The organism is Gordonia sihwensis (assembly GCF_029632925.1).
Classification (GTDB): Bacteria; Actinomycetota; Actinomycetes; order Mycobacteriales; family Mycobacteriaceae; genus Gordonia; species Gordonia sihwensis.
Window position 1 is genome coordinate 3,630,291 of record NZ_CP121248.1, and the last position, 14,002, is coordinate 3,644,292.

At 68.1% G+C, this 14,002-nt stretch carries 13 protein-coding genes and 1 tRNA gene; 8 read left to right on the forward strand and 6 right to left on the reverse strand.

Features of this window, described 5'->3' with window-relative positions; translation table 11 throughout:
• Window positions 1-24 precede the first annotated feature (24 nt).
• A complete protein-coding gene (locus tag P5P27_RS17285) occupies window positions 25-1,284 on the reverse strand; it encodes an MFS transporter (protein ID WP_278125244.1) in 1,260 nt (419 codons plus the stop codon).
• Window positions 1,281-1,919: a GntR family transcriptional regulator gene (locus P5P27_RS17290; protein ID WP_222111458.1), complete on the reverse strand. Its 639-nt coding sequence runs from the start codon at window positions 1,917-1,919 to the stop codon at window positions 1,281-1,283. Before P5P27_RS17290 ends, P5P27_RS17285 begins: the two co-directional genes overlap by 4 nt.
• A gap of 393 nt (window positions 1,920-2,312) precedes the next feature.
• Here P5P27_RS17290 and P5P27_RS17295 point away from each other — a divergent pair, with 393 nt between their 5' ends.
• The 3 genes from P5P27_RS17295 to P5P27_RS17305 all read left to right on the forward strand — a co-directional run bounded on the left by P5P27_RS17295 (window position 2,313) and on the right by P5P27_RS17305 (window position 4,511).
• The gene (locus P5P27_RS17295) at window positions 2,313-3,470 is read left to right on the forward strand and encodes an NAD(P)-dependent malic enzyme (protein ID WP_233500182.1); all 1,158 of its coding nucleotides are present in this window, start codon (window positions 2,313-2,315) and stop codon (window positions 3,468-3,470) included.
• A 47-nt stretch (window positions 3,471-3,517) separates the two neighbouring features.
• Complete coding sequence (locus tag P5P27_RS17300) at window positions 3,518-4,375, forward strand: arylamine N-acetyltransferase family protein (RefSeq protein WP_278125248.1); 858 nt, start codon at window positions 3,518-3,520, stop codon at window positions 4,373-4,375.
• A 63-nt stretch (window positions 4,376-4,438) separates the two neighbouring features.
• Window positions 4,439-4,511 (forward strand) — tRNA-Thr (locus tag P5P27_RS17305).
• Window positions 4,512-4,554: 43 nt separating this feature from the next.
• On the opposite strand, the gene P5P27_RS17310 is transcribed toward P5P27_RS17305, so the two are convergent.
• A complete protein-coding gene (locus P5P27_RS17310) occupies window positions 4,555-5,754 on the reverse strand; it encodes an IS481 family transposase (protein ID WP_278125250.1) in 1,200 nt (399 codons plus the stop codon).
• A 629-nt stretch (window positions 5,755-6,383) separates the two neighbouring features.
• On the opposite strand from P5P27_RS17310, the gene P5P27_RS17315 reads away from it, so the two are divergent.
• The 3 genes from P5P27_RS17315 (at window position 6,384) to P5P27_RS17325 (ending at window position 8,565) form a co-directional block, all read left to right on the forward strand.
• Window positions 6,384-6,980: a hypothetical protein gene (locus P5P27_RS17315; protein WP_278125252.1), complete on the forward strand. Its 597-nt coding sequence runs from the start codon at window positions 6,384-6,386 to the stop codon at window positions 6,978-6,980.
• A 70-nt stretch (window positions 6,981-7,050) separates the two neighbouring features.
• Window positions 7,051-7,842: a dioxygenase family protein gene (locus P5P27_RS17320; protein ID WP_278125254.1), complete on the forward strand. Its 792-nt coding sequence runs from the start codon at window positions 7,051-7,053 to the stop codon at window positions 7,840-7,842.
• Window positions 7,843-8,418: 576 nt separating this feature from the next.
• A complete protein-coding gene (locus P5P27_RS17325; RefSeq protein ID WP_278125256.1) occupies window positions 8,419-8,565 on the forward strand; it encodes a hypothetical protein in 147 nt (48 codons plus the stop codon).
• Between the two features lie 3 nt (window positions 8,566-8,568).
• On the opposite strand, the gene P5P27_RS17330 is transcribed toward P5P27_RS17325, so the two are convergent.
• Together P5P27_RS17330 and P5P27_RS17335 are read right to left on the reverse strand one after the other, a co-directional pair.
• Window positions 8,569-8,814 (reverse strand): hypothetical protein, encoded by a 246-nt coding sequence (locus tag P5P27_RS17330; RefSeq protein WP_006898121.1) that lies wholly within the window; start codon window positions 8,812-8,814, stop codon window positions 8,569-8,571.
• A gap of 134 nt (window positions 8,815-8,948) precedes the next feature.
• Window positions 8,949-10,220 (reverse strand): DNA polymerase III subunit delta', encoded by a 1,272-nt coding sequence (locus P5P27_RS17335; protein WP_278125258.1) that lies wholly within the window; start codon window positions 10,218-10,220, stop codon window positions 8,949-8,951.
• A gap of 84 nt (window positions 10,221-10,304) precedes the next feature.
• Between P5P27_RS17335 and P5P27_RS17340 the strand changes: the two genes are divergently transcribed.
• Window positions 10,305-11,864: an adenylate/guanylate cyclase domain-containing protein gene (locus P5P27_RS17340; protein ID WP_039868127.1), complete on the forward strand. Its 1,560-nt coding sequence runs from the start codon at window positions 10,305-10,307 to the stop codon at window positions 11,862-11,864.
• Between the two features lie 106 nt (window positions 11,865-11,970).
• Window positions 11,971-12,858: a universal stress protein gene (locus tag P5P27_RS17345; protein WP_278125260.1), complete on the forward strand. Its 888-nt coding sequence runs from the start codon at window positions 11,971-11,973 to the stop codon at window positions 12,856-12,858.
• Between the two features lie 3 nt (window positions 12,859-12,861).
• On the opposite strand, the gene P5P27_RS17350 is transcribed toward P5P27_RS17345, so the two are convergent.
• Window positions 12,862-13,884 carry a zinc-binding alcohol dehydrogenase family protein gene (locus P5P27_RS17350; protein ID WP_006898125.1) on the reverse strand — a complete coding sequence of 341 codons (1,023 nt, stop codon included), beginning with the start codon at window positions 13,882-13,884 and terminating at the stop codon, window positions 12,862-12,864.
• Window positions 13,885-14,002: the final 118 nt, after the last annotated feature.

Consider the following 14,002-nt stretch of genomic DNA (forward strand, 5'->3'; position numbering starts at 1 on the left):
CCCGGGGCGGGTACGGGAGCCGCTTCAGACGCGTTCGAGGTCCACGGTCTGCTCGGCCGGCTCCACGGTCTGCGGACCGGCCGCTCGCGTGCGGTTCGCGAGGGAGACCACCGCGGCCCCGAGTGCGGTCATCGCGATTCCCGCTCCGAACATCTCGGGATAGCTGATCGACGGGAAACGCTCGACGACCCAGGCCATCACAGCCGGCGAGGCGAATCCGAGATAAGTCAGGGTGTAGAAGACGGCGGTGAGCCCGGCGAGATCGTCGGGTCCGGCGAGACGCTGGACCTCCATGAGGCACGAGATGAGCGCCATGCCGTAGCCGCAGCCCAGGACTATGGCGGTCACCACCGCGAGCACGATCGACGGGTGCAGCACGACGACGATCGCCAGCGCCATCCCCACCGCCACCAGACCCAGTGCCACGAGCAGGGTGCGCACCGACCCCGGGCGGTCGATCCGCTTGCCGAGGGTCTGGATGAAGAAGCCCGCCGTGAGTCCCGCGACGCAGCAGAGACCGGCGAACGCGATCGCGGTGCCGGGCGTGTGTTCGGCCATCATCGCGGGAATCACCGCATAAGCCATCGCGCAGGCGCCGAAGACCCACGGCGCCACCGGCGCCACGAGCAGCCAGAACCGCGGCTTCATCGCCGAGGGAATGCGCATCGCGTCCCGCAGCCGACCGTCCGAGGCACGCGGCCGGGTCTCCGGCGTCCGCAGGATCAGACCGAGCGAGGCCACCGCGAGTGCGACGTTGACCAGGTACGACAGCTGTCCCGGCAGCGGAGCCCACTGCGCGAGCACGGCCGCCAGGCCGGCACCGATCCCGAAGCCCGCGGTCAGGCTCAACGCGGCGCGTCGGGCACCGGCCGACGGCGGATCGCCCGCCCGGTCCGACAGTTCCTTGATCCACGTTCCGCCGACCGCCATCGCCAGACCCAGCGCCACGCCGCTCAGCACGCGGCCGGCGGCCAACAGCGGAACCGAGTGCTCGCCGAGCGCCAGGAGGACGGACCCGGCCGCCGCGATCACCGGCGACGGCAGCATCAGCGCGCGGCGGCCGAGCCGATCCGACAGCGGTCCGCCGACCAGCAGTGCCGGGACGATGCCCAACACGTACAGGAACAGCAGGGCGTCCACCACCACCGCCGACATCTGCGATGCGGTCCGGTACATGACCAGCAGCGGTGTGAACTCATTGCCGCCCCATGCCGCGGTGAAGACCGCCAGCGAGACCGCGGGCCACCCGGCGACCGCGCCGCGTGCGCGTTCGGCCGCGCTCATGCCGCGCTTCCGTCCGTGCCGTGGACACCGGTGAGGTGTGCGGTCAGCAGCGACGCGAAACGGGCGGCGTCGGCCGCTCCGACCACCTGCGCGAGGTCGGCGTGATCGGCCACGATGCGTTCGGTGATTCCGGGGTCGTGACGCAGTCGCTCGGCCGTCATCCGACGGTGCCGTTCGCCCAGCGAGACGTAGAAGTCGGCCAACAGCCCGTTGCGCCCGGCGGCGACGATCAGCTGGTGGAACTCGGCGTCGAGCCGCGCGAACTCCGACGCGTCGGCCGGATCCACCAGCCGGTGCCGCGAGAGGTTGTCCTCCAGTCGGCCGACCAGTGCGGCGATGGCCACGGTGTCGCCCGACACTGACTCCATCGCGTGAGTCTCGAGCAGCACACGGGCGTCGAGGACGTCCCGGGCCTCGCCTTCGCCGATCGGGACGATGAGCGCGCCGCGCTTCGGGTACAGACGCATCCAGCCCTCGGCGGCCAGCCGTAGGAAGGCCTCGCGGACCGGTGTGCGACTCACGTCGAACCGAGTGGCGATCTCGCCCTCGCTGATCATCTCCCCGCCGGGAAGGTCGCAGGTCAGGATCAATTCCTTGACCTCGTCGTACACGCGGTCCGCGGATGAATACGTCATAGACACAAGTTGTATGTTAGCGCTCGGCGGCCTCGACGGCCGCATCGGGGAGGCGACCCCGCAGGCGCGTGCACTTCTCGTGCGCGCCGATGGCACAATCTCATCCGTGCCGCGTCGGCTCCATCCTCTTCGACGCGGGCGTCACCGCCACCGTCGACGGCCGAGCGACCCTCCCCGCGATGTGACTTGCGCGACGACGCGACCGTTCGGCGCCACCGTGCCGCCGAGACGAATACGCTGCACACACTCCGCGGCGCCCTTCACCTCTGCGCGTGTCGGCAGCATCCGCGGAGCAGATCTGACAACGGACAACGGCGTCCGCATCGAGGAGACACAGTGACCAGTACGGCAGACGAGACGATCGCTGCACCGAGCGAGCCGGAGACCACCGACATGCCCATCACCGACGACGAGATCTTCGACGCGCACCGCGGCGGCAAACTGTCCGTCGAACTGAGCGCCCCCATCGCCACCCAGCGCGATCTCTCGATCGCCTACACACCCGGCGTGGCGCAGGTATCGCGCGCGATCCACCGGGAACCCGAACTCGTCAACGACTACACCTGGACCGACCGGTTGGTGGCGGTGGTGTCGGACGGCACCGCCGTCCTGGGGCTGGGCGACATCGGCCCGCGCGCCTCGCTGCCGGTCATGGAGGGCAAGGCCGCCCTGTTCCGCACCTTCGCGGGCCTGAACTCCATCCCCCTGGTGCTCGACACCACCGACCCCGACGAGATCGTCGAGACGCTCGTCCGGCTGCGGCCCAGCTTCGGCGCGGTGAACCTCGAGGACATCTCGGCGCCGCGCTGCTTCGAGATCGAGCGCCGCGTCATCGAGGCGCTCGACTGCCCGGTGATGCACGACGACCAGCACGGCACGGCGATCGTCGTCCTCGCAGCCCTCAAGGGCGCGGTCCGATTCCTGGGCCGTGAGCTCGCCGGACTCAAGGTGGTCGTCTCGGGCGCCGGCGCGGCCGGGGTGGCGTGCGCCAAGATCCTCAAAGCCGCGGGCGTGGACGACATCGTGGTGCTCGACTCCAAGGGCATCGTCGGCACCGACCGCACCGACATGGTCGAGTACAAGAACGAGGTCGCCGCCTGGAGCAATCCGCGCGGGCTCACCGGCGGTGTCGCCGAAGCCCTCGACGGCGCCGACGTCTTCCTCGGCGTCTCCGCGGGGACCGTCGACGAGAAGCTCATCGCCTCGATGGCCGACGACGCGATCGTCTTCGCGATGTCGAATCCCGACCCGGAGATCCATCCAGACGTGGCCGCCAAGTACGCGGCGATCGTCGCGACCGGACGCAGCGACTTCCCGAATCAGATCAACAACGTCCTCGCCTTCCCCGGCGTCTTCGCCGGAGCGCTGGACGCCGGCGCCCGCCGTATCACCGAGGGCATGAAGATCGCCGCCGCCGAGGCGATCCTCTCGGTGGTGGGCGACGATCTGGCCGCTGACCGCATCGTGCCCAGCCCACTCGACGAGCGGGTGGCCCCCGCTGTGGCCGCGGCCGTCGCCGCCGCGGCCCGCGCCGAGGGCGTCGCCGGATAGCGAAATCCACTGGCCGAGGCCGTCGCCGCACCGGCAGACTGGGACGCATGTCCCTCTGGTGCAGCGACGGCCTCGACTTCACGGCGTATCTGGACAGGATCGGTGCGGCCGCACCGCCCGTACCGACGCTCGACGCGCTGCGCGAGCTCCATCGCGCCCACGTCACGTCCATCCCGTTCGAGAACCTCGAGATCATCGTCGGCCGACCGATTCCGCTCGACATCGCTGCCGTCCAGCGCAAGCTGGTCGAGCAATCGCGCGGCGGTTACTGCTTCGAGCACGTCGCGCTGTTCGCCGCCGCACTCGAACGCCTCGGGTTTCGCTTCACAGCCCTGTCCGGGCGGGTGATTCTCGGCGGCGACCCCGAGACGCGGCCTGCGACGCATGCGCTCCTCGCCGTCGAGTTCGACGACGGCAGTCGATACCTGTGTGACGTCGGCTTCGGCCGCGGCCCCCTCGAGCCGATCCCGTTGGCGAACGGCGCGGAGGTGGAGCAGGACGGCTGGGGTTTCCGCCTCACCTCTTCACCGGTCGGCGACCTGTTCGGTACCGCACGCTGGGTCCTCGCCCAGCGGGCCGAAGAGTGGATCCCTCGCAACGCGTTCACGTTCGATCCGCAGTTCCCGATCGATTACGCCGTCGGCAATCACTTCGTCTCCACTTCACCCCGGTCACCGTTCGTCACCCGATCCTTCGTTCAGCGCTTCGACGAACGCACACACGAGACCCTCGACGGGGTCACCTGGACCACGGAGAAACCGGACGGCCTCTCACAGGTCCGCGACGTCGAACCCGCGGAGCTCCCGGTCCTGCTCGCGGACGTCTTCGGCGTGGTCCTGGACCCGGACGATTGTCGCGCGGTGATCGCAGCGGAGACCCGACGCATCGCGGAATCGGTCTCCTAGCACCCGTTTTGCCTGCGAGGCTGACGACTCGGTACCATCATGAGCGCTGTCGTCAGACGGCACGCCGCCTTAGCTCAGTCGGCAGAGCGATTCACTCGTAATGAATAGGTCGGGGGTTCGATTCCCCCAGGCGGCTCCGTGTGATGAGTCGCGACATCGTTTACACACGATGTCGCGACTCATTGCTTTTCCGGGGGTTCGCGGGTTGTCGGTGTGTTCTTGTCTGGCGGCTGGTAGTCGCGGGTGTCGTCGATGTGGTGGGTGGCGATGATTGTGCCGGTCTCTGCGTGGGTGGTGATGACGTCGTGGTCGTGGATCAGCATGAGTACTGGCTGGCCGATGTTGGCTCGGCCCATTCCGAGGTGTCGTAGGCGGCCGGCGTAGCGGAGGCTGACTTTGCCGTGGTTGTCGATCCGGTCGGTCCGGGTACGCCACTCTGGTTCGGTGGTGGTCTGCGGGTGTGCCTTCGCCAGCGCGGTGTAGGCCTGGCAGGGTGTGCGGCGGCCTAGCGAACGGTGCGGACGGTCGGTGTTGTACCAGGTGCGGAAGTCGTTGAGATGTGCTTGTAGGTCCTCGATGGTGGTGGGTCGGGGGCGGGCGCGGAGCCACCGTTTGAGGGTTTGGTGGAAGCGTTCGATCTTGCCTTGTGTCTGCGGGTGTCCGGGTGAGCCGTTCTTCTGGGTGATGTGGTGGGCTTCGAGGAGTTTCTCGAAGCCGTTACGGCCGGCGTTGCGTGCGGTGAGTCGGGTGGTGAACACCATCCCGTTGTCGGTCAGGGTCGATGACGGTGCCCCGTACTGGTTGATCAGTGCGTTCATGACGGTGACGACATCTGTTCCGGTGTATGCGTTCTGCGTGCTGATGTGGAGCAGGAATCGAGAGTGATCATCGAGAAAGTCGAGGATCTCTACCCGGTCTCCGTGGGCGAGGTACCAGTGAGTGATGTCGGCTTGCCAGCATTCGTTGGGCAGGTCGGCTTCGAAGCGGATGTAGGAACTGCGGGGCCGTTTGCGGGGTTCTGGGGTGATCAGGCCCGCGGCGTGCAGGATGCGGCGGATCGTCGAGGCCGCAGGCACCTGCAGTCCTTCCCTGTGCAGGTGCCATCCGATGGTCTCTGGTCCGGCGTCTTTGCCTTCGGCGGTCAGTTGTCGGCGCAGTGCGATGATTCGGTCGGTGATCACTGCCGGGGTCGTTCCGGGGCGATGACGGGGAGCTCGTGAGCGCGGCACCAGACCTGCGGGTCCTTCGCGGTCGTATCGCTTGAGGAGTTCGTACACCCACTGCCGGGACACTCGGTAACGCGCGGCAGCCTGTGTCGGTGTGAGGTGTTGGTCGCGGACCGCGCGGACGATCACCAGTCGTTTGTCTTCGGTTGTCATGCCCGATCGTGGCATCGGCTCACCGTCGAGGTCACTGTCAACGATGTCGCGCTGCAGGTGTCAACGATGTCCGCGGCCAAAACGTCAACGATGTCGCGCCGCAGGTGTCAACGATGTGCGCGGAAAACCCCCGATGAGACGTGTCAACGATGTCGCAGTCTCACACACCCCAGGCGGCTCCGTGTGATGAGTCGCGACATCGTTTGCACACGATGTCGCGACTCATTGCTTTTCCGGGGGTTCGCGGGTTGTCGGTGCCACCCGATGGTCACTGGTCCGGCGTCTTCGCCTTCGGCGGTCAGTTGTCGGCGCAGTGCGATGATTCGGTCGGTGAACCCTGCCGGGGTCGTTCCGGGGCGATGACGGGGAACTCGTGAGCCCGGCGCGCCAGCCCTGCGGGTCCTTCGCGAGTCGTTTGTCTTCGGTTGTCATGCCCGATCGTGGCATCGGCTCACCGCGTCGAGGTCACTGTCAACGAAGTTGCAGTCTCACACGCCAGGCGGCTCCGCGAAACTCTCCGGCCATGTACAGATCCGTGCCACGAACCGTCGTCGATGACGCCGAATGCGCCTTCGGTGGCTATATTTCAGGCGAACTCCCCGTTCCGGACCCGACAGGACGTGCCCCGAATGCTCCGAAATCTCCGAACTCTCGTACTCACCGCCGCGGTCGCGCTGACGGCCGTCGCCGGTGTGACCGTCGCGACTCCCGGCGAGGCGGCCGCCGCCGACCGCTACCAGGGTCCGACCCTGAAATCGGAGCAGGGCTCGTTCAATGGCAAGAACGTGCGGCTGACACTGACCAATCCGAATGTAACCGAACATCTCCTCGGCGAAAGCAGCTGCACCTCCGCGCTGCTCGACGGCACTCAAGCGCTGCAGGCCTTCGTCGCTTTTAACGCCGGCGACTACGGGACGATCGTCAAGATCATGCTGAACCCCGGACTGCGGTTCGGTCCCGCCGCGAGCAACAACCTGATCAGTCCCGGACCCAACAGCAACTCCACGGACGTCAAGGTCGGCGACGGCGTGTACTTGTTCCTCGGCACCTGCGGTGGCATCAAGTCGCTGGAACCGGGCAATATCGGCGTCACTGTGCGTCCGGTGATCGTCCCGAGCGGCATCGGCAGCATCGGCTCGGTCCTGGACTTCGGCAGCCTGGCGATGCAGTCCGGCGTCGGCAGCTCCGATTTCGCGAGCATCCTCAGCCTGCTCTCGGCCAGCTGACGCAGGAGGAATACCCGGCGGCCGGCCGACGTTCCATTCGCAGTCACACCGCAGATGAGATTGTGAAGCCATGAACGCTCCGACCGCCGACCGCATGCCCGCGCTGTTCCTCAGCCACGGCGCTCCTCCCCTGGTGGACGACGAACGGTGGGTCGGCCAGTTGGAACGACTCGCCGCCGACCTTCCGCGACCGCGGCAGATCCTGGTGGTCTCCGCTCATTGGGAGGCCGCACCGCTGACCATCGGAGCCACGGACTCGAGAGTCCCCCTCACCTACGACTTCTGGGGATTCCCGGACCGCTACTACCGAACGACGTACCCATCGCCCGGCGCACCCGATCTCGCTGATCGGGTCGCCGGGCTGATGCCGTTGGGCGAGCAGGTGCATCGCGACGCCGAGCGGCGGCTCGACCACGGCGCATACGTGCCGCTCACGATCATGTACCCGGACGCCGACATCCCGGTGCTGCAGATGTCGATGCCGACCCTCGATCCCGCGCGCCTCATGCGTCTCGGCGAGCGGCTCACCGAACTGCGCGACGAGGGCGTGCTCATCATCGGATCCGGTTTCACCACTCACGGCTTGCCCTTCCTCGACGATCCGTCGCCCGGCGCGACGCCCCCGCAGTGGTCGGTCGACTTCGATGAATGGACACGCGAACGCTTCGCCGCCGGCGACGTCGACGGTCTCCTCGACTTCGCGCACCGCGCACCCGGTATGCCGTACGCGCACCCGCGAACCGAGCACTTCGCGCCGCTGTTCGTCACCCTCGGCGCCGCCACCCGGGCCGACGCCGTACCCGAGCAGCCGATCGACGGCTTCTGGATGGGACTGGCCAAGCGCAGCATCGTCACCGCGTGACCCGCGCCCTCTGCCGGCCGGTACCGGACGTTGAGCGGGCAGTCACCCAGGCTTGTTGAGCGAGCAGCCACCACCCAGGCTTGTTCAGCGAGCAGTCGCCACCCAGGCTTCTTGAGCGAGCAGCCACCACCCAGGCTCGTTGAGCGAGCAGCCACCACCCAGGCTTGTTGAGCGAGCGAAGCGAGTCGAAACTCCCGCTGGCTGTGTTTCGACTCGCTCCGCTCGCTCAACTGGCCTGAGAACTAAAGCGGCCTAATAACCGGACGCTCACCCAACCGGCCTGAGAACTAAAGCGGCTTAAGAACCAGACGTTCGCTCAACAGCGACAGCCGGCGTGCCGCTCGCATCCCCGACAGTGCGAGCGGTACACCGGCCGTCACGCCGACGGTCGTGTGCCGACCGTCAGTCTCTCCGACGCCTCCTCGACGTCACGCCCCGACGCGCTAACCCCTCTCATAGCGCGCCGTGGACGTAAGCCCCGACAGGCCGGCCGCTGCTCCCCGGCGGCTGACCCTCGTCCCTCTCCCCTGCGCACCTATAGTTGAGGCAGGTTCCGCACCGTCCGAGGAGACTCATATGCCCGACTTCATCGACAAGATCAAAGAGAAGGCCGAAGCTGTCTCCGCGGCGATCGACAATGAGCTGACGGTGCTGGAGGGTGCCGGCGGCGACGATCCTCTCGCCGAGCACGACGAGTCGGAAGCCGCCGACGGCGACGACTGATCGCTAGGCGTCCCCCGCCGTAGCGAACCGTCGCGACACGTACCACCCGGCCGCGGCCGGGATGCACATGATGCCCGCGAAGATCGCAGTCCCCGTCAGCGGACGAGTGAACACCTCGCCGCCGGCGTAGCCGACCGTCCCGTGGTACAGGACGGAGACCGCGTAATAGAGGACTGTGGCCAGCACGAGCCTGGACACGATGGCCCAGTTCCGGCCGATCCGGTCCTCCAAGTTCTCCCAAGTGAGCATGCAACCATTTCACGCGCCCGCGCGTGACGGACGAAATCGCCGGATCCGAGAATCGGGCTAACCTGCTGGTCAAAGGACTGAAGAATTTCTCCGGTCCGGAGAAACCGGCTCCGGTGGAGCCCGCCTTCGGGCGTTCAGCGGCGTGCCAGCTGCCTGCCGATCCGCACCACCATGGCGTCGACGGCGAACTTGGGCTTCACATTCGTCTCGAGTGCCTCACGGCACTCCAGCACCGCCTCAAGGCACCGCAGAAGCTGTTCGGGAGACGCGTGCCGCGCCATCGGGACGGTCAGGTCCTGAGCCTTGTCCGGGTGCATCAGTGTCACCTGTGCTCCCATCGACAGCGAGAGCCCGTCGCGGAACAGAGCCGCGAGGTCGACGAGCGCGCGGTCGAGCACGTCCCGCATCGTCCGGGTGCGGCGCGATTTCTGCCGCTTCTCGAGTTCCTTCACCGCACCGGCCGTTCCGCGGGGCGGCCGTGCGGTGCCCTTGCCGGTTCCGCCGGCACCGAGGGCGGTCATCAGTTCCTCGGTCTCGGCGGCGTCGCGCTCGGCACTGATCTGGTTCGCGGCCTCGGTCGCCGTCTTGACGAGCGTCTCGGCCGCCGCGAACGCGGTGGAATCGCGGGTGGCTGCCCGAGCCAGGCCGAGCGCTTGGTCGCGCTGTGCGCGTGCCGACCCGTCGACGGCGAGGCGGCGGGCCCGGCCGACGTGCCCGCCCGACACCGATGCCGCCCAGGACGCGCGGTCGGCGTCGATCCCGTCACGGTCCACCAGGACGCGGGCGATGTCGGCGGCCGCGGGCGCGGTCAGTCCCACATGCCGGCACCGCGACCGGAGCGTGATCGCGATGTCCTCCGGCGCCACCGAGGGCGCGCAGAGCAGGAAGATGGTGCGGTCCGGCGGCTCCTCGACGGCTTTCAGCAGCGCGTTGGCGCCCTGTTCGGTGAGCCGATCGGCGTCCTCGACCACCACGATCTGCCAGCGACCGGTGGTCGGGCGGCGGGCCGCGAGTTGGACGATGTCGCGGATCTGCGCCACCGAGATGGTGAGCCCCTCGGGAACGATGTGCCGGACGTCGCCGTGAGTCCCGGCCAGCACGGTGGTGCACGCACGGCATTCACCGCAGCCCACCTCGTCGGCCGCCTGACACTGCAGCGCGGCCGCGAAGCAGGTCGCGGCCACCGACCTGCCGCTGCCGGGAGGACCGGTGAACAGCCAGGCGTGGGTCATCGACTCGCGCGGACCCGCCTCGGACTCGGATCCCGGGCGCTCGTCGAACATCGACACCGCCCCGGCGTCCGCTTCGTCGAGTCGAGCGGCCACCGACCGCGCCGACGTCGCGGCCGCCAGAAGCTCTCCGATCAGCGCTTGCTGCCCGATCATCCGGTCAAAGACATTTGTCACATCAGCCAGCCTAAAGCCCAGTTCAGACAACACGCATCCCGCACGCTGTTTAACAATTGCAAGCATGCCGCTACCTTGGATGACATGGTAAGACGACGGTCGTGGTTGTCCAGAGCAGCGCACACCCTGCGCTGGCTGGCACACACACCGTGGCCGGTCCTCGCACTCGACATGCTTCGCGCGAACCTGATCGGCGCTCTGTTCACATTCGCCTTCCTGCGTTTCGGCATGCCGCGCGTCGACTCGATCTCGATCAGCGAGTTCAACGCCCAGAATCAGGTGGCCTTCGGGCTGTACCTGTTCATCGCCATCATCGTCGGTGCGTATCTCTCCATCCAGCTGAGCATGCCGGTGCTGATCTGGCACCGTCGGCGGACCAGACTCGACGACGCCGCCGCACGCAAACGGGCGCTGAACCTCCCGACTCTGCTGACCGCGGTGAACCTCGGCCTGTGGGGCATCGGCGGAGTGATCCTCGCGGTCATCAACCTGCGCACGTCGATGAAGGACTTCGTCGTCGTGATCATCGCCAGCCTGATCGGCGCCCTCGTCACGGGCGTGCTGAGCTTCATGCAGGCGGAGAAGGTGCTGCGGCCGATCACCGTGGCCGCGATGGCCAACGACCCGGACAACTCCAACGCACCCGGCATCGCCACTCGGATCACCGTGTTCTGGGTGGTGTCGGTGGCCGTACCGATGACCATCATCGCCGCGCTCATCATCCTGCAGCGCACGGCGGTCATCGACACCGACGCCGTCGGCCTGCAGCGGCCCATCCTGTGGATGGCCGCGGCCGCCCTGGTGTTCGGACTGCTCGCGATCACCCGCCTCGTCCGGTCCATCACCGATCCGGTGAAACAACTGCGCGTCGCGCTGAATCAGGTCCGCGCCGGCAACCTCAACGTCGCGGTGAAGATCTACGACGGCAACGACCTCGGTCTGCTGCAGGCGGGCTTCAACGAGATGGTCTCCGACCTCCGCGAACGCCAGCAGCTGCGCAACCTGTTCGGACGCTATGTCGGCGAGGACGTCGCCCGTCGGGCGATCGAGACGGGCACCGAACTCGGCGGCGAGGAGCGTTACGTCGGCGTGCTGTTCGTCGACATCGTCGGGTCGACGCGTTTGGCGGTGAACCGGCCGCCGCGCGAGGTGGTGGAACTGCTCAACGAATTCTTCAAGGTGGTCGTCGACGTGGTCGGCAGGCACGGCGGATTCGTCAACAAGTTCCAGGGCGACGCCGCGCTGGCGATCTTCGGCGCGCCCCTCGAGCAGGACGATTTCGCCGGTTCGGCGCTGGCCGCCGCACGCGACCTGCGCGTCGAGCTCGCGCGACGGCTCGGCGACGTGGACATGGGTATCGGCGTCTCCGCGGGCAAGGCGGTGGCCGGCCACATCGGCGCGGAGCAGCGGCTCGAGTACACGGTGATCGGCGATCCGGTCAACGAGGCGGCACGCCTCACCGAACTGGCGAAGGACGAGCCGACCCGCGTGCTCGGCTCCGCCCGCGCCGTCTTCCTCGCCGGCGAGGGCGAGGCCGAGCACTGGCGGATCGGCGAGGGCGTCGAATTGCGCGGCCGCGGCATCGAGACCCTCCTCGCCCGCCCCGACATCGACGTCGCCGAGCCGACGTCCACGCTGGAGTAGTTCCGGGGCGGGCCCGAGGTCACCCGGGGTGGCAGTCCTTGGTCACGTGGTCTCCGGTCCTGTTCGGCACTGTCGGCGATGGGACTCGACGCGCGAGGATGGGTCGATGAGCTACACCCTCGACCGACCCGTGATCGTCGGAGTGGACGGGTCCCGGCGCGCGCTCGGAGCCGCCCGATGGGCTGCGGAGTGGTGTGCCCGCACGCGGTCTCCGATCCGGCTCGTGTACGCCGTTCCGGACGATGTGTGGTTCGCCGCCCACGATCCGTTCGCGATGTGCGTCGACCCAGCACTCCGCCGAGAGGCGAACACAGCCGGGACCAAGGTGCTCACCGAAGCCCTGGCCGCTGCCCGCGAGGTCGCACCGGACCTGGACATCGCCACCCAGGTCTACAGCGGCACCCTCGCCGACCACGTCGCCGAGTACTCCTCCGGGGCGTCGATGGTGGTCATCGGGTCGACGCGGTCCGGTCCCATTCGCGACGTCCTGCTCGGCAGCCAGGTGATGGGGGTCATCCGATCGTCGTCGTGTCCGGTCCTCGCATGGCGCGAGGACGATCCCGCCGACAGTGATCGCGACGGACTGGTGGTCGGATACGACAGTTCACCTCACGCCGACCGCGCGCTGACCGTGGCTCTGCATCAGGCTCGGGCTCTCGGTGAAGAGCTCACCGTCGCCTATTACTTCCCGGCCGCCGCCATGATCGGCGCCGGATACGCGCTCAACCTCGTCAACTGGAGCCTGGTGGAGCAGGACGGGATCGCACGGCTGCGGCGTCGGATCGCTCCCGCGTGCGAGCAGTTCCCGGAGGTGGACGTCGACATCGTGTACGGCGACTCGTCCGCGGCACGAGGGTTGGTCGGCGCATCGTCGTCCGCCCGGCTCCTGATCGTCGGCTCACGCGGGATGGGGTCGGTGGCGGGCACGTTCATGGGATCGGTGAGCCAGAACCTGGTCCATCACGCGCGGTGCCCGGTGCTCGTCGTCCCGTAGGCGTCACGGCTCCGGTTCGACGGCCGGATGCAGCACCGCAGCCCCCGCGAACCGGCCGGCCTTCAGGTCACGCAACGCGTGCAGCGCCTCGTCGAGCCGGTACGGCCTCGTCGTCACCTGCAGGCGGTGGTCGTCGGCGAACTGGAGGAAGGCGACGGCGTCGTCGCGAGTGTTGGCCTCCACACTCCGGATCTCCTTCTCGTGAAAGAGATGCCTGCGGTAGTCCAGCGGCGGGGTCGCACTCATATGGATCCCGGCGAGGCACAGGATTCCGCCGCGGTCGAGCGCCTCGAGTGCCGTGGGGATCAGTTCGCCGACCGGCGCGAAGATGATGGCCGCATCGAGCGGTTCGGTCGGGCTGTCGTAGGCGCCGCCGACGGAGACGGCTCCCAGATCGGCGGCCAGTCGACGCGCGTGGGGAGCCTGAGTGAGAACGTGAACGCGGGCACCCTGATGAATCGCGACTTGCGCGACGAGATGTGCGCTGCCGCCGAACCCGTACAGACCGAGTCGCCCGCCGGGCGGGAGTTCGGCGCGGCGCAGGGCACGGAAGCCGATGATCCCGGCGCACAGCAGGGGCGCCAGCTCGTCGACGCTGTAGCCCGTCGGCAGGCGCAGCGCGTAGGCGGCGGGCACCACCGCGAACTCGGCGTATCCGCCGTCGGCGTCCCATCCGGTGTAGGTCGAGTCGGGGCACAGGTTCTCTGCTCCGCGCCGGCAGTACACGCACCGACCGCACGTGCTGTGCAGCCACGGGACCCCGACTCGATCGTTCACCCGGAACTCGGTGGTCGTGCCCGGCGCGATCTCCACCACGGTGCCGACGACCTCGTGACCGGGTACGACATGCGGTCGGTGCACCGGTAGATCGCCCTCCACCACGTGGAGGTCGGTGCGGCACACGCCGCACGCGTCGACGCGGATCAGCAGCTCGCCCGGTGAGGGCGTCGGGACCGGTTCCCGCGTCCATTCGATCGGCGACGTCGTCGACACCGGGCCGGTGTCGGTCACGCGCCAGACCCGCATCGTCGCAGGTCGGGCAGCGCGGTCGGGGGCACTGTGATCCGGAGGCGTCGATCGGGAGTCCACCAGTCCAGTGTCCCCCGGCCGACCGGTCCCGGCCAAGGGTCGCAATGCCTCGATC

Bases quoted from the DNA above. Each gene is read 5' to 3' on its own strand.
- P5P27_RS17345 (WP_278125260.1), top strand. From the start codon at position 11,971: ATGAGCTACACCCTCGACCGACCCGTGATCGTCGGAGTGGACGGGTCC.
- P5P27_RS17315 (WP_278125252.1), top strand. From the start codon at position 6,384: ATGCTCCGAAATCTCCGAACTCTCGTACTCACCGCCGCGGTCGCGCTG.
- P5P27_RS17310 (WP_278125250.1), bottom strand. From the start codon at position 5,754: ATGACAACCGAAGACAAACGACTGGTGATCGTCCGCGCGGTCCGCGAC.
- P5P27_RS17285 (WP_278125244.1), bottom strand. From the start codon at position 1,284: ATGAGCGCGGCCGAACGCGCACGCGGCGCGGTCGCCGGGTGGCCCGCG.
- P5P27_RS17340 (WP_039868127.1), top strand. From the start codon at position 10,305: ATGGTAAGACGACGGTCGTGGTTGTCCAGAGCAGCGCACACCCTGCGC.
- P5P27_RS17300 (WP_278125248.1), top strand. From the start codon at position 3,518: ATGTCCCTCTGGTGCAGCGACGGCCTCGACTTCACGGCGTATCTGGAC.
- P5P27_RS17325 (WP_278125256.1), top strand. From the start codon at position 8,419: ATGCCCGACTTCATCGACAAGATCAAAGAGAAGGCCGAAGCTGTCTCC.
- P5P27_RS17295 (WP_233500182.1), top strand. From the start codon at position 2,313: ATGCCCATCACCGACGACGAGATCTTCGACGCGCACCGCGGCGGCAAA.
- P5P27_RS17330 (WP_006898121.1), bottom strand. From the start codon at position 8,814: ATGCTCACTTGGGAGAACTTGGAGGACCGGATCGGCCGGAACTGGGCC.
- P5P27_RS17320 (WP_278125254.1), top strand. From the start codon at position 7,051: ATGAACGCTCCGACCGCCGACCGCATGCCCGCGCTGTTCCTCAGCCAC.
- P5P27_RS17350 (WP_006898125.1), bottom strand. From the start codon at position 13,884: ATGCGGGTCTGGCGCGTGACCGACACCGGCCCGGTGTCGACGACGTCG.
- P5P27_RS17290 (WP_222111458.1), bottom strand. From the start codon at position 1,919: ATGACGTATTCATCCGCGGACCGCGTGTACGACGAGGTCAAGGAATTG.